General features: G+C 66.2%; 25 protein-coding genes. 14 read left to right on the plus strand and 11 right to left on the minus strand.

Annotated features, from left to right (window positions below):
- Positions 1-76 precede the first annotated feature (76 nt).
- The 6 genes from F753_RS45915 (at position 77) to F753_RS45940 (ending at position 6,103) form a co-directional block, all read left to right on the plus strand.
- Positions 77-760, plus strand: coding sequence for a response regulator transcription factor (locus F753_RS45915; RefSeq protein ID WP_023445719.1), 684 nt, complete (start codon positions 77-79; stop codon positions 758-760).
- Positions 750-2,027 carry a sensor histidine kinase gene (locus F753_RS45920; protein WP_023446838.1) on the plus strand — a complete coding sequence of 426 codons (1,278 nt, stop codon included), beginning with the start codon at positions 750-752 and terminating at the stop codon, positions 2,025-2,027. The genes F753_RS45915 and F753_RS45920 overlap by 11 nt, the downstream gene beginning before the upstream one ends.
- An 81-nt stretch (positions 2,028-2,108) precedes the next feature.
- Positions 2,109-2,786, plus strand: coding sequence for a class I SAM-dependent methyltransferase (locus F753_RS45925; RefSeq protein ID WP_023446839.1), 678 nt, complete (start codon positions 2,109-2,111; stop codon positions 2,784-2,786).
- Positions 2,787-2,788: 2 nt separating this feature from the next.
- Positions 2,789-3,508, plus strand: a complete 720-nt coding sequence (locus tag F753_RS45930; protein ID WP_023446840.1) for a lipopolysaccharide kinase InaA family protein — start codon at positions 2,789-2,791, stop codon at positions 3,506-3,508.
- Between the two features lie 13 nt (positions 3,509-3,521).
- The gene (locus F753_RS45935; protein WP_023446841.1) at positions 3,522-3,926 is read left to right on the plus strand and encodes a diacylglycerol kinase; all 405 of its coding nucleotides are present in this window, start codon (positions 3,522-3,524) and stop codon (positions 3,924-3,926) included.
- An 11-nt stretch (positions 3,927-3,937) separates the two neighbouring features.
- Positions 3,938-6,103, plus strand: a complete 2,166-nt coding sequence (locus F753_RS45940) for an LTA synthase family protein (RefSeq protein ID WP_023446842.1) — start codon at positions 3,938-3,940, stop codon at positions 6,101-6,103.
- A gap of 63 nt (positions 6,104-6,166) precedes the next feature.
- Here F753_RS45940 and F753_RS45945 read toward each other — a convergent pair whose 3' ends face one another.
- The 3 genes from F753_RS45945 to F753_RS45955 are packed head-to-tail and all read right to left on the minus strand — an operon-like array spanning position 6,167 to position 7,596.
- Positions 6,167-6,628, minus strand: coding sequence for a periplasmic heavy metal sensor (locus F753_RS45945; RefSeq protein ID WP_031298365.1), 462 nt, complete (start codon positions 6,626-6,628; stop codon positions 6,167-6,169).
- A 29-nt stretch (positions 6,629-6,657) separates the two neighbouring features.
- The gene (locus tag F753_RS45950; protein ID WP_023446844.1) at positions 6,658-7,179 is read right to left on the minus strand and encodes a diheme cytochrome c; all 522 of its coding nucleotides are present in this window, start codon (positions 7,177-7,179) and stop codon (positions 6,658-6,660) included.
- 9 nt (positions 7,180-7,188) lie between these two features.
- Complete coding sequence (locus tag F753_RS45955) at positions 7,189-7,596, minus strand: DUF1924 domain-containing protein (RefSeq protein ID WP_023446845.1); 408 nt, start codon at positions 7,594-7,596, stop codon at positions 7,189-7,191.
- A gap of 139 nt (positions 7,597-7,735) precedes the next feature.
- Here F753_RS45955 and F753_RS45960 point away from each other — a divergent pair, with 139 nt between their 5' ends.
- Positions 7,736-9,343 carry a 2Fe-2S iron-sulfur cluster-binding protein gene (locus tag F753_RS45960; RefSeq protein WP_023446846.1) on the plus strand — a complete coding sequence of 536 codons (1,608 nt, stop codon included), beginning with the start codon at positions 7,736-7,738 and terminating at the stop codon, positions 9,341-9,343.
- A gap of 143 nt (positions 9,344-9,486) precedes the next feature.
- Here the strand turns inward: F753_RS45960 and F753_RS45965 are convergent, their stop codons facing one another.
- From F753_RS45965 to F753_RS45975, 3 genes are all read right to left on the minus strand, one after another.
- Positions 9,487-10,890, minus strand: coding sequence for an MBL fold metallo-hydrolase (locus tag F753_RS45965; protein ID WP_023446847.1), 1,404 nt, complete (start codon positions 10,888-10,890; stop codon positions 9,487-9,489).
- Positions 10,891-10,964: 74 nt separating this feature from the next.
- The gene (gene trmA / locus F753_RS45970) at positions 10,965-12,053 is read right to left on the minus strand and encodes a tRNA (uridine(54)-C5)-methyltransferase TrmA (protein ID WP_023446848.1); all 1,089 of its coding nucleotides are present in this window, start codon (positions 12,051-12,053) and stop codon (positions 10,965-10,967) included.
- 122 nt (positions 12,054-12,175) lie between these two features.
- Entirely contained in the window at positions 12,176-13,471 is a 1,296-nt protein-coding gene (locus F753_RS45975) for an NCS2 family permease (RefSeq protein ID WP_023446849.1), read from the minus strand.
- 131 nt (positions 13,472-13,602) lie between these two features.
- Here F753_RS45975 and F753_RS45980 point away from each other — a divergent pair, with 131 nt between their 5' ends.
- The 6 genes from F753_RS45980 (at position 13,603) to F753_RS46005 (ending at position 19,690) form a co-directional block, all read left to right on the plus strand.
- The gene (locus F753_RS45980; protein WP_023446850.1) at positions 13,603-14,166 is read left to right on the plus strand and encodes a DJ-1 family glyoxalase III; all 564 of its coding nucleotides are present in this window, start codon (positions 13,603-13,605) and stop codon (positions 14,164-14,166) included.
- 72 nt (positions 14,167-14,238) lie between these two features.
- Positions 14,239-15,216 carry an XdhC family protein gene (locus F753_RS45985; RefSeq protein WP_023446851.1) on the plus strand — a complete coding sequence of 326 codons (978 nt, stop codon included), beginning with the start codon at positions 14,239-14,241 and terminating at the stop codon, positions 15,214-15,216.
- A complete protein-coding gene (locus F753_RS45990; RefSeq protein WP_023446852.1) occupies positions 15,209-15,799 on the plus strand; it encodes a nucleotidyltransferase family protein in 591 nt (196 codons plus the stop codon). Before F753_RS45985 ends, F753_RS45990 begins: the two co-directional genes overlap by 8 nt.
- Before the next feature lie 197 nt (positions 15,800-15,996).
- Positions 15,997-16,509: a (2Fe-2S)-binding protein gene (locus F753_RS45995; protein ID WP_023446854.1), complete on the plus strand. Its 513-nt coding sequence runs from the start codon at positions 15,997-15,999 to the stop codon at positions 16,507-16,509.
- Positions 16,506-17,492 carry an FAD binding domain-containing protein gene (locus tag F753_RS46000; RefSeq protein WP_023446855.1) on the plus strand — a complete coding sequence of 329 codons (987 nt, stop codon included), beginning with the start codon at positions 16,506-16,508 and terminating at the stop codon, positions 17,490-17,492. Before F753_RS45995 ends, F753_RS46000 begins: the two co-directional genes overlap by 4 nt.
- Positions 17,489-19,690, plus strand: a complete 2,202-nt coding sequence (locus tag F753_RS46005) for a xanthine dehydrogenase family protein molybdopterin-binding subunit (protein ID WP_023446856.1) — start codon at positions 17,489-17,491, stop codon at positions 19,688-19,690. The genes F753_RS46000 and F753_RS46005 overlap by 4 nt, the downstream gene beginning before the upstream one ends.
- Positions 19,691-19,812: 122 nt before the next feature.
- On the opposite strand, the gene F753_RS46010 is transcribed toward F753_RS46005, so the two are convergent.
- Genes F753_RS46010 through F753_RS46020 form a run of 3 tightly spaced genes read right to left on the minus strand, consistent with a single transcriptional unit; the run spans position 19,813 to position 21,763 of the window.
- On the minus strand, positions 19,813-20,205 hold the full coding sequence (locus tag F753_RS46010; protein WP_023446857.1) for a carboxymuconolactone decarboxylase family protein: 393 nt from the start codon (positions 20,203-20,205) through the stop codon (positions 19,813-19,815).
- 56 nt (positions 20,206-20,261) lie between these two features.
- Entirely contained in the window at positions 20,262-20,639 is a 378-nt protein-coding gene (locus F753_RS46015; RefSeq protein WP_023446858.1) for a MerR family transcriptional regulator, read from the minus strand.
- Complete coding sequence (locus F753_RS46020; protein ID WP_023446859.1) at positions 20,636-21,763, minus strand: methyltransferase; 1,128 nt, start codon at positions 21,761-21,763, stop codon at positions 20,636-20,638. Before F753_RS46020 ends, F753_RS46015 begins: the two co-directional genes overlap by 4 nt.
- Positions 21,764-21,860: 97 nt before the next feature.
- Here F753_RS46020 and F753_RS46025 point away from each other — a divergent pair, with 97 nt between their 5' ends.
- Positions 21,861-22,637, plus strand: a complete 777-nt coding sequence (locus F753_RS46025) for a ferredoxin--NADP reductase (RefSeq protein ID WP_023446860.1) — start codon at positions 21,861-21,863, stop codon at positions 22,635-22,637.
- 98 nt (positions 22,638-22,735) lie between these two features.
- Here the strand turns inward: F753_RS46025 and gdhA are convergent, their stop codons facing one another.
- Both gdhA and siaD read right to left on the minus strand, forming a co-directional pair.
- Entirely contained in the window at positions 22,736-24,073 is a 1,338-nt protein-coding gene (gdhA, locus tag F753_RS46030) for an NADP-specific glutamate dehydrogenase (RefSeq protein WP_023446861.1), read from the minus strand.
- Positions 24,074-24,359: 286 nt separating this feature from the next.
- On the minus strand, positions 24,360-25,145 hold the full coding sequence (siaD, locus tag F753_RS46035) for a biofilm regulation diguanylate cyclase SiaD (protein WP_023446862.1): 786 nt from the start codon (positions 25,143-25,145) through the stop codon (positions 24,360-24,362).
- Position 25,146: the final 1 nt, after the last annotated feature.

Below are 25,146 nucleotides of genomic sequence, written 5' to 3' on the forward strand. Positions count from 1 at the left end.
AAGTCTGCCCCCCCGCCTGTGAGCCCTTCGTAAAGAAGGCGTGAAAATTCCGTCATTTGCCTGCTAGCGAACCGATATGCGCATTCTCGTCATCGAAGACAACCGCGACATCCTGGCCAACGTGCTCGATTACCTCGAGCTCAAGGGCTACGTGGTCGACTGCGCGCAGGATGGCCTCAGCGGTCTGCACCTGGCCGCCACCCAGGACTACGACCTGATCGTGCTGGACCTGATGCTGCCGGGCATCGACGGACTGCAGGTGTGCAAGCGCCTGCGTGACGATGCCGGGCGTGATACGCCGATCATCATGCTCACCGCCCGCGATGCGCTGCCTGACCGCATCAAGGGGCTGCAGGCCGGTGCCGACGACTATCTGATCAAGCCCTTCGCGCTGTCCGAGCTGGTTGCCCGTATCGAGGCGATCCTGCGGCGCTGCCAGGGACCGCGCCGGCGTCAGCTGCAGGTGGCCGATCTCTGCTACGACCTGGACACCCTGGAAGCCAGTCGTGGTGGCCAGCCGATTCGCCTCAACCCTATCGGCCACAAGCTGCTGGCGATCCTCATGCAGCGCAGCCCGGCGGTGGTGCGCCGCGAAGCGCTGGAAGATGCCGTCTGGGGTGATCACGTGCCGGACAGCGATGCGTTGCGCAGCCATATCCACCAGTTGCGCCAGGTGCTCGACAAGCCGTTTGCCAAGCCGTTGCTGCATACCGTGCACGGCCTTGGCTTCCGCCTGGCGGAGGACTGCGATGCTCGCTAAGCAGCCGCTGGCGCGGCGGATCGTCATCGCCTTCACGCTGATGACGCTGGTGGTGAGCGGTGCGTTCGCCCTCGGCATCGTCGGCGTGGTGCACTTCATCGAGGAGCAGCTGGTCACCGAGGAGCTGAGTCGCGACCTGGACATCGTGCTCAACGAGGACCTGCCAAAGGGACGGACACCGCAGCTGGATACCAGCACCCACTTCTTCGCCTCGCATCTGCCCGAGCACCCGATGCCAAAGGTGTTTGCCGGGCTCGGCGAGGGGTTCACCGAGCTGGTTCGCGGTGACGATGCCTACTACGTCTATGTGCGCAATGTCGGCGCTGACCGCTACGTGCTGGTGCAGGAGCAGCACGAGTTCGAGGCCCGTGAGGATGCGCTGTTCAACGTCGTGCTGGCCGGCTTTCTGCTCAGCGTGCTCGGCGCCTGGGCGCTGGGGCGGCTGATGGCCAACCGGGTGTTGGCACCGGTCAGCCGCCTGGCCAACCAGGTACGCCACCGCGACCAACTGCATCCGCTGGCACCGCCGCTGGCCCTGCAGTATCCCGATGACGAGGTCGGCCATCTGGCCGCGGCGTTCGACAGCACCCTCGGCCAGCTGCGCCAGACCCTGGAGCGCGAGCGGCTGTTCACCGCCGATGTCAGCCACGAACTACGCACCCCGTTGATGGTGGTGCTCGGCGCCTGCGAGCTGCTCGAGCAGCAGGCCGAGCTGTCGCCAGCCGCGCAGCGACCGCTGGCGCGCATCCAGCGCGCCGCGCGGGAAATGCACGAGCTGGTGGAAACCTTCCTGATGCTGGCGCGGGCGCGTCCGCAACAGACGTCCTTGGCCGGCGACGCCAGCTTGCGGAGCGTGGCGACCGAGCAGAGCGAGCGCTGGGCACCGTTGCTGGCGGAGAAGGGCCTGGCCTTCGAGCTGCTGGAGGAGGGCGAGGACCGCGGCGTCTACAACCACACCCTGCTCGGCACGGTGATGTCCAACCTGCTGCGCAACGCACTGCATTACACCGACCGCGGCACGGTGCGGCTGGTCCTCGACGAAGGTGGCTTTCGCGTCGAGGACAGCGGAGTGGGCATTCCCCTGGCGGAGCAGGAGCGTATGTTCCAGCCGTTCGTGCGGGGTGCCGAGGGGCGCGGCGAAGGGCTGGGGCTGGGGTTGTCGCTGGTCAAGCGGATCTGCGCGCACCAGGGCTGGCAGGTAGGTGTGGTGCCGCGGCAACCGCAGGGCAGCTGCTTTCAGGTGCGCTTTCATGACGGCGCTGTTTGACGTTTTTTTCACATCCCGTTGACGGGCCCTTGATGTCTGCCTGGTTAGTTTGGCGTTCCGTTTCCAACCGGAATGCCCGCCATGACCACATCGAGCCCTATCGAACTGGAGTTCTCGCGCAAGTACGACCGCCAGCACGCCTACGAATACCTGCACAAGCATCAGGATGGCCCGGCCCGGCGGCTGTCGCACTGGCGTGACGAGCAGATGGCGCGCCGCGCACTGAAGATCGCCGGCGATCCTGATCTGGTGCTGGACCTGCCGTGCGGCGCCGGGCGCTTCTGGCCGCTGCTGGCCGAGCACCCAAGCCGGATGATCTTTGCCGCCGACAACTCCGCCGACATGCTGGCGATCGCCGAATCGGCGCATTCGCTGGAAGTGCTCAAGCGGGTCGAGACCTTTCAGACCTCCGCCTTCGCCATCGACATGGGTGACAACGCGGTAGACAACATCTTCTGCATGCGCCTACTGCACCACATCGCCGACCCGGCGCACCGGCTGGCGATGCTGCGTGAGTTCCACCGCGTCACCCGTGACACGCTGATCGTCTCGCTGTGGGTCGATGGCAACTACAAGGCCTGGAAGCGCAAGCGCCTGGAGCGCCGCCGGCCGGCGAAGGACAACCAGAACCGCTTCGTCGTCGCCCGTTCGGTGATCGAGGCGGAGTTCGCCGAGGCCGGCTTCGACATCCTCGACCGCAATGACTTCCTCCCGGGCTACGCCATGTGGCGGGTCTACGTGCTGCGCAAGCGGGGTTGAACATGAGCCGACCACTCGTACTGCCGGCCCGCGAAGCGCGTACCAGCACCTTCCAGCGCTGGTGGAACACCCAGGGCGAATGGGTCGAGGAACCTAACCAGCGCCGCGCCGGCGAAAGCGGTGTGCAACGGATACGGCTGCGCGATCCGCAGCAGCCGCTGCTGTACTGCAAACGGCAGATTGGCCACCTGTATCGCTCGCTGCTGCATCCGTTCGGCCGGCCCACGGTGCTGCGCGAATTGCAGGCGCTGCAAGCATTCGCCCGGCTCGGCGTGCAGGTGCCGGAACTGGTCTACTGCGGCACGCGACAACAGGCCGGGCAGTGGCAGGCGCTGCTGGTGACGGCGGAGCTGGAAGGCTTCGTCAGCCTGGAGGACTGGTATCAACAGGACTTGGGGGGGCGCTTCGGTCCGACGGTACAGGAGCGCATGCTGACAGCGGTCGGAATTAGCCTCGGTCGCATCCACCAGGCACGCTGGCAGCATGGCTGCTGCTACCCCAAGCACATCTTCATCAGGGTTCAGGGTGAAGGTGACGCGGCCAGCGTCGAAGTCGCGCTGCTCGATCTGGAAAAGAGTCGTCGCCGTTTGCGGCGTAGCGCCGCGGCACGGCATGACCTGCGCCAGCTCAAGCGTCATCGCCAGAGCATGCCGGAGCACGACTGGCAACGACTGCTGACTGCCCACGGCACGTTCAGCCAGATGCGCTGCGATGTCATCTAAGTCGGCCCGCGTGATGAGCGATGACGCGGCAAGCGTTGACGTGCCGGTTGGTGGTGCGGTCATGAAAGGGCGCAGCGGGCTGGAGCGCATCTGGTATGCCGCCGGCTACTCCGCCGCCGGCCTCAAGGCCGCCTATCGGGGCGAGGCGGCGTTTCGCCAGTTGGTGCTGCTGAACCTGCTGCTGATTCCGCTGGCCTTCCTGCTCGACGTCAGCCGCGTCGAGCGCGCTGTGCTGATTGCCGTGGTGTTTCTCGGCCTGATCGTCGAACTGCTCAACTCGGCCATCGAGGCGACGGTCGACCGCATCTCTTTCGAACTGCATCCGCTCGCCAAACAGGCCAAGGACATGGGCAGCGCCGCGCAATTGCTGGCGCTGTGCCTGATCGCTCTGGTCTGGGCGGTGATCCTCATCCCCTGAAGGACGTACCCATGCTTTCCTCTTTGCGACGCTCTGCTCGAGAGCGCCCGGCGTCCGGCTTCAATGGCCTGGCCGCGCACCTGCGCTTCACGTTCGCCAGTGCGCTGGCCCTGCTGGTGCTGTTCGCTCTGTTGCGGCTGGGCTTGCTGCTGTTCAACCGCGAGCTGATCGGCAGTACACCGCTGGCCAGCTTCGTCGAGGCGTTCGGCAACGGCCTGCGCTTCGACCTGCGGCTGACGGTGTACACCCTGCTGCCACTGCTGCTCGGCGTGCTGAGCATGCGAGTGATGGCCGTCCGGAGCCTGCTGCGGCTGTGGTTGAGTGTGTGTGCCAGCTTGACGATCCTGCTCGGGCTGATCGAGCTGAACTTCTATCGCGAGTTCCATCAGCGCCTCAACAGTCTGGTGTTCCAGTATCTGCAGGAAGATCCGGCCACCGTGCTGAGCATGCTCTGGCATGGTTTTCCGGTACTGCAGCTGCTGGCGAGCTGGGGCGTGGCGAGCGTGGCGATGTACGTCCTGTTCGGCTGGCTGGAGCGGCTGACCCGTGGCGCGCCGGCTGTGTGCGAGACCGGCGCGAGCCGCCGCGGCTCGGCCTGGTATACCCGTGCGGCGGTATTCGGCGTGCTGATACTGGTCTGCGTGGTGGCTGCCCGCGGCACGCTGCGCCAGGGACCGCCGCTGCGTTGGGGCGATGCCTTTACTACCGAGTCGATGTTCGCCAATCACCTCGGCCTGAACGCGACACTGTCGCTGTATGACGCGGCGAAAAACCGCTTTTCCAGCCACCGCGACAACAGCTGGAAGGCGACGCTGCCGGCCGAGCAGGCGCAGGCGATCACCCGCGAGCTGCTGCTGACCGGCAACGATCAACTGGTGGATGCCGAACTGGCGCCGGTGCGCCGGAATTTCCAGCCGCCGGTGGACGGCCAGCTGCCGGTGCGCAACGTGGTGGTGATCCTGATGGAAAGCTTCGCCGGGCGCTTCGTCGGCGCGTTGGGCAGCGGGGAAGGCATCACGCCGAACTTTGACCGCCTGGCCGGCGAGGGGCTGCTGTTCGAGCGCTTCTTCGCCAACGGCACCCACACCCACCAGGGCATGTTCGCCAGCATGGCCTGCTTCCCCAACTTGCCGGGCTTCGAGTACCTGATGCAGACGCCGGAAGGCGGCAACCGCTTCTCCGGGTTGCCGCAGTTGCTCAGCGCACGGGCGTTCAACGACCTCTACGTCTACAACGGCGACTTTGCCTGGGACAACCAGTCCGGATTTTTCAGCAATCAGGGCATGACGCGCTTCATCGGCCGCGGCGACTACGTCGACCCGGTCGTCGCCGACCCGACCTGGGGCGTATCCGATCAGGACATGTTCACCCGCGCTGCCGAGGAGCTAGCGCTGCTTGACCGCAGCAAACCGTTCTATGCGCTGTTGCAGACGCTGTCCAATCACACGCCCTATGCGCTGCCGGAGCAGTTGCCGATTGCCGTCGTCGAGGGGCATGGCGCGCTGGATCAGCACCTGACCGCGATGCGCTATTCGGACTGGGCGCTGGGCCGGTTCTTCGATCAGGTGCGTGACGAGCCCTGGTTCAAGCAGACGCTGTTCGTGGTAGTCGGTGATCACGGCTTCGGGGTGCCGGAGGAGGTGACCGAGATGGACCTGTTCCGCTTCAACGTACCGCTGCTGCTGATCGCGCCGGGTATCAGCGAGCGCTTCGGCAGCCGCCGTGATGTAGTGGGTACCCAGGTCGACGTGGTGCCGACGATCATGGGCCGCCTCGGCGGTGAGGTTCGACACCAGTGCTGGGGGCGCGATCTGCTCAGCCTGGCGGCGGATGATCCGGGCTTCGGCATCATCAAACCGTCGGGCAGCGACCAGACGGTGGCGATGATTCGCGGTGACCGCGTGCTGGTACAGCCCAAGGAGCAAGCGGCGCGCCTGTATCGTTATCGCCTGGGGGCCAACCCGCAGGGCGACCGCCTCGCGCCGGATGCCGAGGCAGCGCAGTTGCAGCGCCAGCTCGAAGCCTACCTGCAGACCGCGACTGCCAGCCTGCTGGCCAACCGCAGCGGTGATCGCGAGCGCGAGGCCGCGCCGGGCGGCGTACCGCTGGCCAGTGCAGTCATACCCGCAGAGCCGTCCAAGACGCCGAGCCAGGTGCGTAAGGCGAGCGAAGGCTGAGATTCAGCGCATCGGTGGCGAACGCCGCGGCCGAGAGGTTCGCGGCGTTCGGCTGTATGACGGCTACTGATCGTGCAGCGAGGCCAATTCGGTGGACGCGTTCTGGCGGGCGAGGAAGCTCACCAGCTTCTGCCGCTGACGGGCGTCGAGCAGCTCGCGTTCGTTCAGCAGCTGCTCGATCTGCAACTGTTGGCGAGCGTCGCGCAGTTCACCGAGCTTTGCCTGCTCGCTGGCGATCTGCGCGGGGTCGACCCGCTCGCCGAGCAGTGCCTGTAGCAACTTGCTGCGCTGGGCATCGAGGTCACTGTCGAGGGCACGCAGCCGGGCCAGATAGGGCGCCTGGCCGTCATGCCAGCGCCCGAGCTGGTTGGCGCTAAGCTCCAGCTGGTGCGACAGTTCGGTTGGTGCGCCGGACGGCATGGGCAGCCCGTCGGTTTGCAGTTTCTGCCAGGCGAGCGCGCCCAGCACGCCACAGTTGACCAGTAGCGACAGCGCCAGGGCTCCGCGCAGAGTGGAAGTCGTCATCATGAATTACCTCAGTGGGGAAACGGCGCTTAGCGCGGAATCTTCACGCGATCTTCATCGAAGTCGCCGCTCTCGGCGTCGCGGTGGCAGGCCACGCAGTTGGCGCGGCCGCCCACCGATTCACGCTTGAACTTGGCTTCGCTGACCTCGTCATGCTTGCGCTCGAACCAGCGGGTCTGGCTGATGCGTGGCGGCTCGCCGGCGGTCGGCGACGGCTCGACAGGCAACCTGTTGCCCGCCGAGGCGCGGAGCAGGAATTCGAGGATCTCGCGCTCCTGGTCGGGATCGAGCGTGGCGTTGCTGCCGTAGTGCTCATCGAGCGTCTGCATCTGCTGGCGCCAGGCCTTGGCCGGCAGCAGGCCCGGCGGGTAGAGCATGTGGCAGGCGGCGCATTCTTCCTTCCACACCAGCGGTGCGTCGTTCGGCACCGCCAGGCGCTTGGGGCGCTTGTAGCCCTGGCGATCATGGTCGTCGTCATCGGCAAGGCTGAAGCCGGTCAGCGCCAAGGCGGAGGTCAGTCCGGCGACGGCAACGATGGATGCGATCTTCATGGCGCGCTCCTATTGGATGCTGTCTATCCAGCTGATGAAGTCGCCTTTTTCCTGCGCCGTGCATTCGCGGGCGAAGACGTCGTCGCAGTTGCGGCGGAACCATTTCTCGACCTTCTTCAGGTCGGTGAAGCGCTCCGGGTTGGCGGCCGGGGCGAGCGGATCGACCTTGCGGTGCGCCGGCGTCTTGCCGGGCTGACGCGGGTCGGCGGTGTGGCAGGTGGTGCAGCTCATGGTCTTGCCGTCGCGCTGCTCCTCGGCGAAGTACAGCGCCTTGCCGCGCTCGGCGGAGAAACCGGCGAAGTTCGGATTCTCCTGACGCGCCTGGGCGGCGTAGCCGGCCAGCAGCGGGTGTTCGGTTTCGGCCAGGGCCGGCAGGCTCAGGCAGCAGGACAGGAGGATGATCCAGCGGGCTTTCATGGTGCGCTCTCCGGTTGGGAATGAGCGCAGCCTAGGCGCGCTGCCTTACGCCAAGCTGAACCGCAGCGGCCGGTGGCGTTCAGTTTCGTTTCAGCTCGCGGGAATACAAAGACGGCATCCATCAAAGAGGATCGCCGTCGTGGCTGCTTTCAATCGTTTCCGTCTGTTCCACTGGCTGCTGGCCGGTTTCTTTCTTGGCGCCTACCTCAGCGGTGACGACGCCGAGACGCTGCATATCTGGCTGGGCTACGGCCTGGTCGCGCTGTTGGTGTGGCGCCTGCTGATCGTGCCGCTGCGCCTGCGCGGCTTCCCGCAGCTGCTGCCGCCGAAGGGCCAGCGGAGCAAGCCGGGCCTGTCGAGCGTCGGCAAGTGGCTGACGGTCGGCGCGCTGGGCAGTTTCGCCATTGCCAGCGTGGTCGGCCTGGGTATGGTCGACAACGGCGATGTGCTGGCCGCCCTGCCGGGCGTGGGGCCGGATGTCTTCGGCGCCGCCAGCGACATCGATTTCATCGGCTGGATGGGCGATGCCGAGGAAGTGCACGAGTTCTTCGCCAATCTGGGGCTGTGGCTGATCGGCCTGCATGTCGGCTATGTGCTGCTGTTCCGCCGCAAGTCGGTGTGGCCGATGCTGCGTGGCGTGCCCAAGTCGGGGCCGGCTTCGACTGCACCTTCGGCTTCGGCTTCGGCTTCGGCCGCGGCGCCGGCTGCAACTGCGGTGGCGACCTCGCTCGCATCGTCGCCGACGCCGGTTGCCGGTGAATTCACCCGTCTGCGCATCGCCTCACGCCAGGCCGAAACCGCCGACAGCTACTCATTCATCCTGCAGGTCCCGGCCGCCCAGCGCGCACGCTTTGCCGCGCAGCCGGGGCAGTTCCTCACGCTGAAGGTGCCTGGTGCCGAGCCGGTGCTGCTGCGCTGCTACTCGCTGTCGCAGCGGCCGCAGGCGGATGGTGCGCTGCGCATCACCATCAAGCGGGTGCCCGGCGGCCGGGCGTCGAACTGGCTGCTGGACAACCTGCAGGCGGGCGACTGCATCGAGGCGCTGCCGCCGGCCGGTGTATTCGTGCCGCGCAACCTGGATGACGATCTGCTGCTGCTTGGCGCCGGCAGTGGCATCACGCCGCTGATGGCGATCCTGCAGGCCGCGCTGGTCGAGGGCAGTGGGCGGGTATGCCTGTTCTACGCCAGCCGCGATGCAGCCTCCCTGATCTTTGCCGAGGAACTGGCCGAGTTGGCCGTGCGTTACCCCGAGCGCCTGCAGCTGCGCATCTGGCTTGATGCGGAGCAGGGCGTGCCGAGCGGTCGGGCGATCGCCGAGAGGATTGCCGGCTGGTCTGCCGCCGACGCCTTTGTCTGCGGACCGCAACCGTTCATGGATGCCGCCAGCGCCGCGCTGGTCGAGCTGGGTGTGGATGCCTCGCGCATCCATCTGGAGCGCTTTGCCGCCGCAGTGCCGACGGTCGCACCGGGCGGGCGCCGCAGTCGCCTGCGGGTCGCGCTCGACGGTCGCCGTCACGAATTGGACGTGCCGCGTGGAGAGGTGCTGCTGGAGGCTATGGAGCACGCCGGCCTGCAACCACCGAGCGCCTGCCGCTCGGGTGTGTGCGCCGCCTGCAAGTGCCGGGTGGTGGAGGGCAGCGTGAGCATGCGCAGCAATCAGGTGCTGAGCGAAAGCGAGGTGCGCCAGGGCTGGACGCTGGCCTGCCAGGCCGAACCGCGCAGCGCCGAATTGCAGGTGGAGTACTGAGATGCAAAAGGCCCTGGTTTGCATGATTTGACGCAGCGTCCGCCGGATAACGGCATAGCCTTTATCCGGCGGGCGGAAGCGCCCGGGCAGTCGAAAAGGCCGTCGGCCGTTTTCCACCCTTGGCGGGTTACCCCGCGGCGGGCTTAGCGCTCCGCCACCGGCAGATCGTGCTTCTGCCAGGCGAGCCACGAGCCGGGCACGTTTACCACGTCGCGGAAACCCTCGCGCTTGAGGATGCTGGCGGCAATCGAGGCGCGGTAACCGCTGCCGCAATAGGTCGCCACGGTCCTGTCCTTGTCCAGTTGCTCCAGTCCTTCGGGCAGATGGGCGACGAAGGCGTGGCGGGCGCCGGGCACGCGCCCTTGCTCGACCTCCTCGGGGGCACGCACGTCGAGTACCTGTACCTGGGGATCGTCGCGGCGACGATCGAGCTCGTGCACCGTCCATTCGCCGACGCACTCCAGTGGCAGGCCGGCGTTCTGCCAGTCGCTCATGCCGTTGCGCAGGTAACCCGCCACGTGGTCGAGGCCGATGCGGTACAGCTGCAGCGTGGCCTGGTGGATCTGCTCGCTGTCCTCGCCGATCAGGTAGATCGGTCGCTGATCGTCGAGCATCCAGCAGGCCCAGCTGACGAACTCGTTCTGCAGGGCGATATTCAGCGCGCCGGGCACATGGCCGCCGCCGAAGGCGAGGATCGAGCGTAGGTCGACCAGTTGCACGGCGCTGTGGTCGGCGCTGCGCTCGGCGAATTCTTCCGGCGACAGCGGCGACAGCGGCGCCGGCAGTGACGGGCCGTGCATGCGTGCAGCCGGGCGCACGTTGAGCTTCTTCAGCCTCGCGTAGTGACGCGGCGGCTCGGGCATGCCGCTGAGCAGCCAGTCGATGAATTCGGCCTCGTTGCGCCGCTGGTTGAGCGCCGGGTTGAACAACAGCTCGTTGCCAAGCGTGGAGCGCCGCCGGTCGCCGATCGACTTGCCGCACGCCGAGCCCGCGCCGTGACAGGGGTAGATCTCGACACGCTCACCGAGCGGCAGGTAGCGGGTGAACAGCGTGCCGTAAAGCTGCGCGGCCAGTTGTCGGGTGCTGTCTTCGCCGAGCAGGTCTGGCCGGCCGACGTCGAGGTTGAACAGGGTGTCGCCGGTGAAGAGAGCGAACGGCTGTTTGCCCTGCTGGCTGTCGCGCAGCAGCAGGGAGATGTGTTCCGGCGTGTGACCGGGCGAGTAGATGATTTCCAGGCTGACCTGGCCGAGCTCCAGCACCTCGCCATCGGCAGCCTGGCGCAGCTCGAAACCGTAGTCCGCTGAGCAGCCGCCGATGATCTCTGCGCCGCTGCGTTCGGCCAGCGCCTGGGCACCGGAGACGAAGTCGGCATGGATGTGGGTTTCGATGGCGTAGGCGATGCGCAGGCCTTTTTCGCGGGCCAGGTCGAGGTAGATATCGACGTCGCGCCGCGGGTCGATCACCGCGGCGACCGCGGCATTGCTGTCGCCCACCAGGTAGGAAATCTGCGCCAGGCCATCGGTATAGATCGGCTCGAAAACCAGCATGCTGTCACATCCATAACGTGTCAGTGGTTATGGATGTGGAACGCCGCCAGGCGGCCGGCGTTCAGTCGGGCCGATCACTTGCGGACCAGCAGCACCCCGGATTCCATGTGGTGGGTGTATGGGAACTGGTCGAACAGCGCACAGCGCTCGATGCGATGGGTGTCGGCGAGCTGGGCGATGTTCTGCGCCAGGGTTTCCGGGTTGCAGGAGATGTAGAGGATGCGCTCGAAGCGACGGGCCAGTTCGCACGTGTCCGGGTCCATGCCGGCGCGCGGTGGGTCGACAAAGATGCTGCCGAAGTCGTAGCTCTTCAGGTCGATATGGGCCAGGCGGCGGAACGGGCGCACCTCGTTCAGCGCCTGGGTCAGCTCCTCGGCGGAAAGACGCACCAGCTCGATGTTGTCGATGCCGTTGTCGGCGATATTGGCCAGCGCGGCGTTGACCGAAGTCTTGCTGATCTCCGTGGCCAGCACGCGGCGCACGCGAGTGGCCAGCGGCAGGGTGAAGTTGCCGTTGCCGCAGTAGAGTTCGAGCAGGTCGTCGTCGCGCTCACCGAGCACGTCGAAGGCCCAGTTCAGCATCTTCTGGCAGACCTCGCCGTTGGGCTGGGTGAAGGCGCCCTCGGGCTGGCGATAGCGGAATGTCCGTCCGGCGACGACCAGCGCTTCTTCAACGTAATCGCGGCCGATGACGATGCGCTTGCCCTTGGAACGGCCGACCAGACTGACGCCGAGGTCGGCGGCAAGCTGCCCGGCTTCGGCCTGCCAGGCCTCGTCCAGCGGGCGGTGGTAGGCGAGGGTGATCAGCGCATCGCCGGCCAGGGTGGTGAGAAATTCGACCTGGAACAGCTTGAAGCTGAGGACTTCCGACGCCTGCCAGGCGGCCTTCAGTTGCGGCATCAGCTCGTTGATGCGGCGGCTGGCGATGGGGAAGTCGTCGATCAGGATCGCCTTGTGCTTGTCGCCCTGCTCGAACATCGCGTAATGGCGCTGGCCATCCTCGCGCCACAGGCGAAATTCGGTGCGCAGGCGGTAATGCTCGCGGGGCGAGTCGAAGACCTCCGCTGCCGGTGCATCGAACGGTGCCAGCAGCTCCTCCAGCCGGGCGGCTTTCTCGGCGAGTTGGGCGGCGTAGGTGGCGGGATCGAATTGCGGAGCGCTCATGAAGACTCTTGGAAAGGTAGGTAAATCGTAGGGTGGATCGCGGCGCGCAGCTGACGCTTCATCCGTCCACCGTTGCCGCACGGAAGGTGGATGAGAAAAGCGTCATCCACCCTACGCTGCGATCAGCCGGCGAACCAGCCCAGCTTGACCACGAACAGCGCCGAGAGAATCCACATCGCTGGGCTCAGCTCGCGCCAGCGGCCGGCCAGCAGCTTGATCGCGGTCCAGGCGATGAAGCCGAAGGCGATGCCGTTGGCGATGGAGAAGGTCAGCGGCATGGCCAGCGCGGCAACCACGACCGGCGCGGCGACGGTGAGGTCGTCCCAGTCGATGCCGGCCAGGCTGCTCATCATCAGCACGGCGACGAACAGCAGTGCCGGTGCGGTGGCATAGGCCGGTACGGCGCCGGCCAGCGGGGCGAAGAACAGGCTGAGCAGGAACAGCAGCGCGACCACGCAGGCGGTCAGGCCGGTGCGACCTCCAGCAGCGGTGCCGGCAGCGGATTCGATATAGCTGGTGGTGGTCGAGGTGCCCAGTGCGGCGCCGGCCATGGTCGCGGTGCTGTCAGCCAGCAGGGCGCGGCCCAGGCGCGGCATCTTGCCGTCCTTGTCCAGCAGGTCGGCCTTCTGCGCAACGCCGATCAGGGTGCCGGAGGTGTCGAACAGGTCGACGAAGAGGAAGGCGAAGATCACGCTGATCAGGCCGATATCCAGCGCGCCCATGATGTCCAGCTGCATGAAGGTCGGCGCCAGCGACGGCGGCATCGATACCACACCGTTGAGCTGCGACAGACCGAGCAGGATCGACAGGCCGGTGACCACCAGAATGCCGATCATCACCGCGCCGGTGACTTGCCGGTAGGCCAGCGCAGCTATCAGGAAGAAGCCCAGGCAGGCCAGCAGCGGGCCGCCAGCGCTGAGGTCGCCGAGGCCGACCAGAGTGGCCGGGTTGTCGACGACGATGCCTGCGTTCTTCAGCGCGATGATCGCCAGGAACAGGCCGATACCCGCGGCGATGCCGGCACGCAGGGCCAGCGGAATGCTGTGGATGATCCACTCGCGAATCTTGAAGATCGACAGGCCGAAGAAGATCACGCCGGAGAGGAACACCGCACCCAGCGCGGTCTGCCAGGTGTAACCCATGGTCAGCACGACGGTGTAGGTGAAGAAGGCGTTCAGGCCCATGCCCGGCGCCAGCGCGATCGGGTAGTTGGCAATCAGCCCCATGATCGCCGAGCCGATGGCCGCGGCCAGGCAGGTGGCAACGAACACCGCGCCGTGATCCATGCCGGTTTCGGCGAGGATGCTCGGGTTGACGAAGAGGATGTAGGCCATCGTCAGGAAGGTAGTGATACCGGCCAGGACCTCGGTGCGCAGCGTGGTGTTGTGCGCCTTGAGTTGAAATAGCTTTTCCAGCATGGTCGATCCTCTATGTGCCGGTCAGTGTGAGGGCTGTCGCCTCTGGCGGGCGATTCGCGTGTCATCGCAAAAGCCGCGCATCTTACACCGGGCGGCAGCGCGGTTGAATTTCCATTGAGCAGGTGAAGGCCATGAGCAAACGAGTCCTGATTCCGATCGCCGACGGTTCCGAAGACCTGGAGACCGTCACCCTGATCGACGTGCTGCGCCGTGCCGAGTTCGAGGTACTGGTGGCCAGTGCCGAAGAGCGGCGCATGCTGACCTGCGCGCGGGGCACGCGGATCACTGCGGACGCCATGCTGCTCGACGTGCTGGCGCAGGATTTCGACCTGATCGTGCTGCCCGGCGGCATGCCCGGCGCGAAGACCCTCGGCGAGCTGGAGCCGCTGGCCGAGCGTGTTCGCCAGCAGGCCCGTGCCGGTCTCGATTTCGCCGCGATCTGCGCCGCGCCGGCAGTGGCGCTGCATCCCTACGGCGTGCTCAAGGGCCGCCAGGTGACCTGCTACCCAGGCATGAGCGACAACCTCACCGGCACACATTTCCTCGACCAGCCGGTGGTGGTGGACGGCAACTGCATCACCAGTCAGGCCCCGGCGACCGCCCTGGAATTCGCCCTGACCCTGGTGGAGCGCCTGGCCGGACGGGGCAAGCGGCGCGAGGTGGCCGACGCAATGCTGGTGCCTGCGACGAACTAACCTCGTCCCGGATCGGTCATTCCTTGCATTGCCGGAAGTTTCGGCGGCAACTGGCTAGAGCCGAGGAGAACGATGGACAGTGTCGATCTGGCGGTGCTGCGGCGCGCCCGCGACTGGTTGTGCGACGGCCACGCGGTGGTGCTCTACACGGTGCTGGAAACCTGGGGCAGTGCGCCACGTCCGGTGGGTTCGCTGCTGGCGCTGCGCGGCGATGGCCGCGTTGAAGGCTCGGTGTCTGGCGGCTGCGTCGAGGACGATCTGCTCGCCCGGGTCATGGCTGACCAGCCACCGTCGACCTGCCAGCTGATCACCTATGGCGTGAGCAAGGAAGAATCCGCGCGTTTCGGTCTGCCCTGTGGTGGCACCCTGCGCCTGCTGCAGGAGCCATTGCGCGATGCCGGCTGGATCGACGAGCTGCTGCGGCGCTGCGCCGCACACGAGCGGCTGCTGCGCTGCGTGGATATCGCCAGTGGCAACGTAAGTCTGCAAGCCGCCGGCCGCGACGCGGCGCTGCAGTTCGATGGCCATACCCTGCGCGCGCCATTCGGCCCGGCCTGGCGCCTGCTGATGATCGGTGCCGGGCAGCTGTCGCGCTATGTCGCCGACCTGGCCCACGGCCTCGGCTTCGAAGTTCTGATCTGCGACCCGCGCGAAGGCTATGCCCACGACTGGGATGCGGCGGCGGTGCGCTTCGTCCCCGGCATGCCGGACGATGCCGTGCTGGCCATCGAACCGGATGCACACACCGCCATCGTCGCGCTGACGCACGATCCACGACTGGACGACATGGCGCTGCTCACCGCGCTGCAGTCCGAAGCCTTCTACGTCGGCGCGCTGGGCTCACGGGTCAATAGCGAGAAGCGCAAGACGCGCCTGCTGTCACTGGGCCTCGGCGAGCGCCAGGTGCAGCGGTTGCACGGCCCCATCGGCTTGCCCATCGGCAGCCGTACACCGGCGGAAATCGCGCTGTCCTTGATGGCCGAGGTGGTGGCGCTGAAAAACGGCGCCCTGGTCAGACAGGCGTTGCCGGAACAACAGCGCTGTGCCTGAAGCGGGCGTTTGCGCCATCGTTCTGGCTGCGGGGCAGGGCAGTCGTTATCGAGCTGCCGGTGGTGCGGACAAGCTGCTGGCGCTCAGCCTGGCTGCTGCGTTTTCGCCGCCGGTGCTGGCGGCCACGCTGGCCAATCTTCGCGGTGTCGCCGAACGATTGCTGGTGGTGACCCGAGCAGACAATCTGCCTCTGCGCGACTGGCTGAGCGCCAACGCTGCCGACTGCGAGGTGCTTGTGCTGGAAACCCGCGGGCTCGGCCACAGCCTCGCGCAGGCCGTCGCCCATGCGCCGGCGGCGCGTGGCTGGCTGGTGGCGTTGGCGGATATGCCCTATGTGCAGCCGCGGACCCTGCGCGAGATCGCCGCGGCTATCCGTGAGGACAACCTGGTCGTGCCGACCTATGACGGCCGCCCTGGCCATCCGCGCGGCATCGGCAGCACCCATCGCGATGCGCTGCTGCAATTGGACGGTGATCGCGGTGCCCAGGTGCTTTTCGCGGCGCACCCGGTACTGGAGCTCGCCCTGAACGATCCCGGTGTACTGCAGGACATCGACCATCCCGATGATCGCCGGCAGGCCTGAAGACCATCGCCGTAGCGACTACCAAAACCAGCACAAATCAATTGGCCGGTGAGCGCAGCGCCACGCCGTTCGCGGCGAGATGACCCTCAGTCAGCCGCAGCCACTCGACCAGCAGGGCTGAACGATTTTCGCGCCACGTCAGTCGTACCCCAAGACGCACGGACAGCGCATACCAACGCCCAAACCGTGAGGCCGCCATGAGCGAAAATTCTTCAGCCGCAGGCCAGACCTGCACCATCAGCCTGGAGCTGAACGGCGAACGCCGTGAGCTCCAGGTGCAACCCTGGACCACCTTGCTCGACCTGCTGCGCGACCAGCTCGGCCTGACCGGCACCAAGAAAGGCTGCGATCACGGCCAGTGCGGCGCCTGCACGGTGCTGCTCGACGGCCGGCGTATCAACAGCTGCCTGACCCTGGCGGTGATGCACGACGGCGCGCGTCTGACCACCATCGAGGGCCTGGCCAGCACCGAGGCGCTGCACCCGCTGCAGGCCGCCTTCGTCAAGCACGATGCCTTCCAGTGCGGTTATTGCACGCCGGGGCAGATCTGCTCGGCGGCCGGGCTCGCGGCCGAGCACTGCGCCAGCAGCCGCGACGAGATCCGCGAACACATGAGCGGCAATCTCTGCCGTTGCGGCGCCTATCCGAACATCCTCGCCGCCATTGAGGAGGCACTGCCGGTGCTACGTGGCCAGGAGGGTGCGCAATGACGCCGTTCAGCTACCAGCGCCCCGAACGTATCGACCAGGCCATCGCCCTGCACGGGCCGGACAGCCGCTATATCGCCGGTGGCACCAACCTGCTCGACCTGATGAAGGAAAACGTGCTGCATCCGGGCCAGCTCATCGACATCAACGGCCTGCCGCTGCGCGAGATCGAACAGACCGCCGAGGGTGGCCTGCGCATCGGTGCGCTGGTGAGCAACGCCGACCTGGCCTGGCACCCGCAGATCGAGCAGCGCTACCCGCTGCTGAGCAAGGCCATTCTTGCCGGGGCATCGCCGCAGCTGCGCAACATGGCCAGCACCGGCGGTAATCTGCTGCAGCGCACCCGCTGCTACTACTTCTATGACACCGCCACCCCGTGCAACAAGCGCGAGCCGGGGTCCGGCTGCGGCGCACGCGACGGGCGCAACCGCATCCACGCCATCCTCGGTGCCAGCGATGCGTGCGTCGCCGTGCATCCCTCGGACATGTGCGTCGCGCTGGCGGCGCTGGACGCGCGGGTGCACATCGAAGGGCCACATGGCCAGCGGCGCGTCGACCTGGTGGACTTTCACCGCCTGCCCGGCGACCAGCCGCAGCTGGACAACGTGCTCACCGAGGGCGAGCTGATCACCGCCGTTGAACTGCCGGTGGAAGGCTTCGCCAGCCACTGCGCCTACCTCAAGGTGCGTGACCGCGCGTCCTACGCTTTCGCGCTGGTCTCCGTTGCCGCCGCGCTGGAGGTCGATGGCGACGTCATCCGTCGCGCACGCATCGCTCTGGGCGGCGTGGCCCACAAACCCTGGCGGCTGGAGGAAGCCGAAGACCTGCTCAGTGGTCAGCGCGCCGAGCCGGCGAGGTTCGCCGCGGCGGCCGATCGCCTGCTGCAAGGCGCGCAACCGCTCGCCGACAACGCTTTCAAGATCGACCTGGCCCGGCGCGCCATCGTGCGTGCACTGACCGAAGCCGCCGGAGGAACCGTCCGATGAACAGCGCCAACTCTCCACTGGGCAAGCCGCTGGACCGTGTCGACGGTCCGCTCAAGGTCACCGGCAAGGCGTGTTACGCCGCCGAGGCCGAGGTGCCGGGGTTGCTGTATGGCGCCGTGGTGTCGAGCAGCATCGCCCGCGGCCGGATCACGCGTATCGATGCCGTCGCCGCCGAGGCACTGTCCGGCGTGCGACTGGTGCTGACCCACCAGAACCGCCCGCCGGTGGCCAGCTACGACGAGCCTTACGAGGACGACGATGCCGCCGACGGCTCGCCGTTCCGCCCGCTGTACAACGACCGCGTGCTCTACAGCGGCCAGCCACTGGCGCTGGTCGTTGCTGAAACGCAGGCGCTGGCGCGCCACGGGGCGAGCCTGGTGCGCGTCGAATACGAGGTCGAAGCGCACCAGACCGATCTGCAGGCTGCGCGTGAGCAGGCCCATGAAGCGCCGGCGGAGCTGCCGGAGCCGCGCGGCGATTTCGACTCGGCGTTCGCCGCGGCGGCAAAGCGCATCGATTGCGAGTACGGCACCCCGGTCGAGCACCACAACCCGATGGAGCCGCATGCCTCCATTGTCCAGTACCAGCCGGGCGGCGAGCTGCTGATCCATGACAAGACCCAGGGCGTGCAGAACTGCCAGCGCTATCTGGAACAGGTCTTCGACATGGAAGGCAAGATTCGCGTGCTTGCGCCCTTCGTCGGCGGTGCCTTCGGCTCCGGCCTGCGCCCGCAATATCAGCTGCCGCTGGCGGTGATGGCCGCACTCAAGCTGAAGGCCTCGGTGCGCGTCGAACTGACTCGGCAGCAGATGTTCACCTTTGGCTATCGCCCGCGCACGTTCCAACAGCTGACGCTCGCGGCAGATGGCGAAGGACGGTTGCGGGCGATCGAGCACAGGGCCATCGGCCAGACCTCGCGCTTCGAGGACTTCACCGAGCACGAGGTGGAGTGGTCCGGCATGCTCTACGCCTGCGACAACGTGCGCCTCGGCTACCGCCTGGCGCCGCTGGACGTCTATACCCCGCTGGACATGCGCGCCCCGGGCGCGACCATCGGTGTCTATGCGCTTGAGTGCGCGATGGACGAGCTGGCCCATGAAGTCGGTATCGATCCGCTGGAGCTGCGCCTGCGCAACTACACCGACATCAACGGTAACGAGGGCAAGCGCTATTCCAGCAAGGAGCTGCGTGCCTGCTACCAGCAGGGTGCGGAGCGCTTCGGCTGGTCGCGGCGTCCAGCGCAACCGCGCAGCCTGCGCGACGGTCATCAGCTGGTCGGAATGGGCATGGCCACCGGCGTCTGGGAGGCGATGCAGATGCCGGCCAGTGCGCGCGCCTGCCTCGATGCCGACGGCCGGCTGCTGGTGACCAGCGCCACCGCCGACATCGGCACCGGCACCTACACCGCGATGACCCAGATCGCCGCCGATGCGATGGGCCTGTCGATGGCCGAGGTGGAGTTCCGCCTGGGCGATTCCAGTCTGCCGCAGGCACCGCTGGAGGGTGGCTCGGCCACCGTGTCCTCGGTCGGTAGTGCGGTGCAACGCGCATGCGCCGGCCTGCGGCAGAAGCTGCTGGACGCCGTACAGCAGTCGCCGGCTTCACCCTTTACCGGAGCGAATCTGGAGACGGTGGAGTTTGTCGATGGCCAACTGCGGCTGAAATCCGGCGAGCATGCCGTGCCGCTGCGCGACATCGTCCAGGTCAGCGGCGCATTGGAGGCCGAAGCCAGCGTCAAGCCTGATGAGAAGCGCGACGCCTGGGCGACGGGAACCCATTCGGCGGTGTTCGTCGAGGTGCGCGTCGACGAGGACCTCGGCACCATCAAGGTCAGCCGTGTGGTCAGCGCGATTGCCGCGGGCCGCATCGTCAACCCGAAGACCGCCGGCAACCAGATCGTCGGTGGCGTGGTCTGGGGCATCGGCCAGGCGCTGCACGAGGAGACGCTGATCGATCACAGGCTCGGCCGCTACATGAACCACAACCTTGCCGAGTACCACATCCCGGTGAACGCGGACATTCCCGAGATCGACGTGATCTTCGTCGAGGAACACGACGAGATCGTCAACGACCTGGGGTCCAAAGGCGTGGGCGAGATCGGCATTGTCGGCGTGGCGGCGGCGGTGGCCAATGCGATCTACAACGCGACGGGCAAGCGCGTGCGGGATCTGCCGATCACCCTGGACAAGGTGCTGTAACGCGCCTTCGACGGCGGCTGCGATGTCCGTACGGTTGGTGGGCTAGCCCTCCAACCGCCACTGCGCCAGGGCACAGAACCTGTTGTCGGCCGGCTTAGCCACGTGGTGTGCTGGTTTGCCGATCACGCATCCGGCAAAAGGCCCCGTTCGGCAAACACCGCCTTGACCGTGTGCATGCCGTTGAGCGCGGCCGGGAAACCGGCGTACACCGCCATCTGAATGACCACCTCGACTATCTGCTCCGGCGCGCAGCCGACGTTCAGCGCGCCATGAACGTGCACGGCCAGCTGTGGTTGGCAATGGCCGAGTGCGGTGAGCGCCGCCACGGTCGCCAGCTCACGCTGGGCCAGGTCGAGGCCGGGGCGCTGGTAGATGTCGCCGAAGGGAAATTCGATCACGTAGCGCGCCAAGTCCGGCGCAATGGCTTGCAGGCTGTCGATGACCTTGCGCCCGGCCTCGCCGTCGATCTCGTCGAGCTTGGCCAGGCCTTCGGTGTAGCGGGCTGATACAGACATGGAGCGTTCCTCTCAATAGGTCAGAGGAAAGCCTGCGGGTTGGAGTCGACTCCAGGTCAAGCGGAAGTTTGCTGCCGATACAGCGCGATCTTCGCCTGCAGCGCGTCGAGATGCTGATGGTCGCGCTGGATGCGTTCGTGCAGCCCGGCAGCATGCTGCTCAAGCAACGCCTGGCGCGCTGCCAGGGTGGTATCTCCACATTCGCGCAGATCGGCATAGCGGATGATGTCGTCCAACGCCATGCCGGTGTCTTTCAGGCGCAGGATGAAGCCGATCCACTCCAGGTCGCGTGGGCCATAGACGCGAAAACCGCTGGCGTCCCGAGCGACCTGCCGTAGCAGGCCGATCTTTTCGTAATAGCGCAGCGTATCGGCGGACAGGCCGCAGCGCGCTGCGAACTGCCGGATGCTGAGGCGGACCGGCGCCTCGCTCATGCCCTGATCGACCGCAGAATGACGAACTTCGGTGTGGCGGCGACCTGCTCGGCATTGCCGAACAGGCGCTTGAGCTTGAGGTGATAGCCGAGGTGGCGATTGCCGACGATCCACAGCTCGCCGCCCTTGGCCAGCGCTGCGTTGGCCTGGGTGAACATGCGCCAGGCGAGGAAATCGCCGACCACCTGCTGCTGGTGGAACGGTGGATTGCACAGCACCAGATCCAGCGAGGCCGGCGGTTGCTCGGCCAGGCCGTCGCCGGCGCGAATCTCGACCGGACGCTGGCCATGGATTGCCTGCCAGTTCTCCCGTGCCGACTGCACAGCCATGTAGCTCTCGTCCACCAATGTCAGTTGCGCCTGCGGATTGCCCAGCGCGTAGACGATGCCGAGCACGCCGTTGCCGCAGCCGAGATCGGCGACGCGCAGTGCACCGAGTGCCTGCGGCAGATGTGGCAGGAAGGCGCGGGGGCCGATATCGAGGCCTTCGCGGCAGAACAGGTTGGCGTGGTTGAGCAGTTCGAGCTTCGGCTGATCGAGCTGGTAGCGGGTCGGGTAGGGTGACTGCGGCGCCGGTTTCGCGCTCGGCGTTGCGCTGAGCAGACGTGCCTTCTTCACCGCCAGCGAGGCCTGCACCGGGCCGATGTACTGCTCCAGCAGATCACCGGCGGCGCGCGGCAGATGCTTGATCATCGCCGCAGCGATCACCTGCGCGCCGGGCGCCAGCTGGCCGTGAAGGCGGATCAGCTGTTCTTCCAGCAGGGCAAGGGTTTTCGGTACGCGAATCAGCACCCGGTCGAACGGGCCCCGGGCGACCTCGCTGGCAGGTACGAAGCGCACGCGCTCGGCCGGCAGCTCGTTACGTGCCAGGTTCTTTTGCAATGCCAGGTGGCCGAGGTGCGAGTCGCCGCTGCTGGTGACCGCGACGTGTGCGGCCAGCGAGCAAGCCAGGGCGCCGAAGCTGTCATTGAGGATCAGTACTCGCGTGGCCGCTGGCAATCCCTGCTCATGCAGCTGGGCCAGCAGGTATTCGTCGGCGGCATCGAAGGCCTGCAACGGCTCGTTGGGCTGCTCCGGCTGGCGGATCAGATCGAGGCTTGCATAGGGGGTATCGAGAATAGGCATGAGAACTGGCGGTGTTTGTCGGCTGCGTAAAGGAGTATCAAGGACCCATGCGGGCGCCGCGTGCAGTGGGCCCGAAGATGCTCGGAGGGAGCGAAGTATGACCGCCAGCGAAGAGAAGTTCACCCGCCAGCGCCTGCTAGAGGTGCAGACGCTGACGCCTAACCTGTTCACCCTGCGTACCAGCCGCGATCCCGGTTTTCGCTTCACCGCCGGGCAGTTCGCCCGCCTCGGTGTGCGCAAGCCAAGCGGCTGCATCGTCTGGCGCGCCTATTCCATGGTCTCGGCGCCGCACGACGAGTTTCTCGATTTCTTCTCCATCGTCGTGCCGGACGGCGAATTCACCAGCGAGCTGAGCCGGTTGGCAGTCGGCGACGAGCTGCTGGTGGACAAGCAGGCCTTCGGCTTTCTCACCCTCGATCGCTTTCCCGATGGCCGTGATCTCTGGCTGCTGGCCACCGGCACCGGGATCGCCCCGTTTCTGTCGATCCTGCAGGACTTCGAGGCCTGGCAGCGCTTCGAGCGCATCATTCTGGTCTACAGCGTGCGCGAAGCCCGCGAACTGGCCTATCAGCAGCTGATCGCCGAACTGCCGCAACGCGACTACCTGGAAGGTCTGGGCTCGAAGCTGCTGTACATGCCGGTGGTAACGCGCGAACAGATACCCGGTGCGCTGCACGGGCGCATCACCACGCTGATCGAGAACGGCGAGCTGGAGCGCGCCGCCGATCTGCAGCTGGCGCCCGAGCATTCGCGGATCATGCTCTGCGGCAACCCGCAGATGATCGAGGACACCCGAGCAGTGCTGAAAGCGCGTGATCTGAACCTGGCGATGACGCGCAGGCCCGGCCAGGTGGCGGTGGAGAACTACTGGTAGGCGATTGCCGCGCGGAGTCTCGCGAAACAAAAGCCCCCGCCGGACGATCCGACGGGGGCTTTGTCTTTCTGGCTGAGGCTTGGCGGCGGGCGCAGCCGTTACACGACGCCCTGGGCCAGCATGGCATCGGCAACCTTGACGAAGCCGGCGATGTTGGCGCCCTTCACGTAGTTGATCCGACCGTTTTCCTCGCCGTGGGCGACGCAGGCGTGGTGGATCGACTGCATGATGCCGTGCAGCTTGGTGTCCACCTCACCGGCGGTCCAGTGCAGGCGCATGGCGTTCTGGCTCATCTCCAGTCCGCTACAGGCCACACCACCGGCGTTGGATGCCTTGCCCGGCGCGTAGAGGATGCCGGCCTCGAGGAACAGGTCGACGGCTTCCAGGGTCGAGGGCATGTTCGCGCCTTCGGCCACGCAGATGCAGCCGTTCTTCAGCAGTGCGCGGGCGTCTTCGCCATCCAGTTCGTTCTGCGTGGCGCAGGGCAGGGCGATATCGCACGGCAGGCTCCACGGACGCTGATCGGCCAGGTAGGTGACGCCGAAGTGCGTGCCCATCTCCTCGAGGCGACCACGACGGACGTTCTTCAGGTCCATCAGGTATGTCCACTGCTCGGCGGTCATGCCGTCCGCGAAGTGCAGGGTGCCGCCCGAGTCGGACAGCGAGACGACCCGGCCACCCAGTTCCATGACTTTCTGCGCCGCGTACTGCGCAACGTTGCCGGAACCGGAGATCGCCACGCGCTTGCCGTCGAAGCTGCTGTGGCTGCTCTTGAGCATTTCCTCGGCGAAGTACACGCAGCCGTAGCCGGTGGCTTCCGGGCGGATCAGGCTGCCGCCATAGGCCAGGCCCTTGCCGGTCAGGACGGAGGTGAACTGGTTGGACAGGCGCTTGTACTGGCCGAAGAGGAAGCCGATCTCGCGGCCGCCGACGCCGATGTCACCGGCCGGAACGTCGAGGTCTGCGCCGATATGGCGGTACAGCTCGGTCATGAACGACTGGCAGAAGCGCATCACTTCGTTGTCACTCTTGCCCTTGGGGTTGAAGTCCGAGCCACCCTTGCCGCCGCCCATGGGCAGCGAAGTCAGGGAGTTCTTGAAGACCTGTTCAAAGGCGAGGAACTTGAGGACGCCGATGTTCACCGACGGATGGAAGCGCAGGCCACCTTTGTATGGGCCGATGGCGCTGTTCATCTGGATGCGGAAGCCGCGATTGACCTGCACACGGCCCTGGTCGTCGACCCAGGGTACGCGGAAGATGATCGAGCGCTCCGGCTCGACCATACGTTCGATGATGCCGGCCTGCATGTAATGCGGATTGGCTTCAAGGAAGGGCCAGAGGCTGCGAACCACTTCTTCCACCGCCTGGTGGAACTCGGGTTGGTGGGGGTCGCGTTGCTTCAACCGCGCGAGAAAGGCATCAACGGTTTCGATCATCAGGTAGGCCCTCGGCGACCGCGTGTCGGCAGTCATTAATAATTTTGGCCGGAGACTGTAGCAAACCTGATTTGCACCGCGGAAGTGCGATATGGGTCTGCAGTGCCTTCCTGTAGTGCGGGGCGGGCGGTTATGAACGAGCTTAGAGCAGCGGCGACAGACCATTGAGACTGCCGCTTGAGGGGTATTTGGAGGCGGGGTAGGTTGAACCATTGAAGTCGGTGCGCCGAAATGTCGCATTCCGTGCATCGTTTTTGTGCAAAAAAGTGCCGCGCGGAGTCGAGATTTACTCGGACAACTCGCAGCGATTACGGCCACTGCGCTTGGCACGCAATAGCGCGATGTCGGCGCGATTTATAGTGCTCGAATAAGTCTCGTCCAGATGCAGCTCCGCGACGCCCATGCTGGCGGTCACACCAAGCAGCTCGTCGTTCACCCGGACGCCGAGCGCCGCGATGCTATCTCCCAGGCGGCGCATGACGGCCCAGGCGGTTTGTGCCGTGCATTCGGGCATTACGATCAGAAACTCTTCACCGCCCCAGCGGCCGCACAGGTCCTGTTCGCGAATCTCTGCCTCCATCACCCGGACCACTTCGATCAGTACACGGTCACCTACCTCGTGGCCGTGTTCGTCGTTGATGACCTTGAAACGATCGATGTCCAGCATGACCAGCGTAAGTGGTCGCGCATAGCGTTTGGCGCGCTCGCTTTCCTCGCGCAGCCGTTCGGTCAGCAGTCGGCGATTGGCGATGCCGGTCAGCGAGTCGAGTGTCGAGGCTTCGCGCAGGGAGGCGTTCAGGTCGTGCATCATCATCTGGTAGCGATCGGAGATGCGTGCGACCTTTTCCAGCTGGCGCAACTGCTTGTCGAAGCGCGCCGAAAGGCTCAGTTCGCGCTCGCGGGCGATGCTCTGGTAGCCGTCCGATACGCGGGCGATGCGTTCGATTCGGCCAAGCAGGTCATGGTGGGCGCCCCACAGCTGGCTCAGGGCTTCCTTCAGCGGATGACCCTCGAACTCCGGATCAGTCAGGAGGGTTGCAACCTCGTGCTCTAGCGGCGATGGCCCACGCATA

The sequence above is a fragment of the Stutzerimonas chloritidismutans AW-1 genome (assembly GCF_000495915.1).
Classification (GTDB): Bacteria; Pseudomonadota; Gammaproteobacteria; order Pseudomonadales; family Pseudomonadaceae; genus Stutzerimonas; species Stutzerimonas chloritidismutans.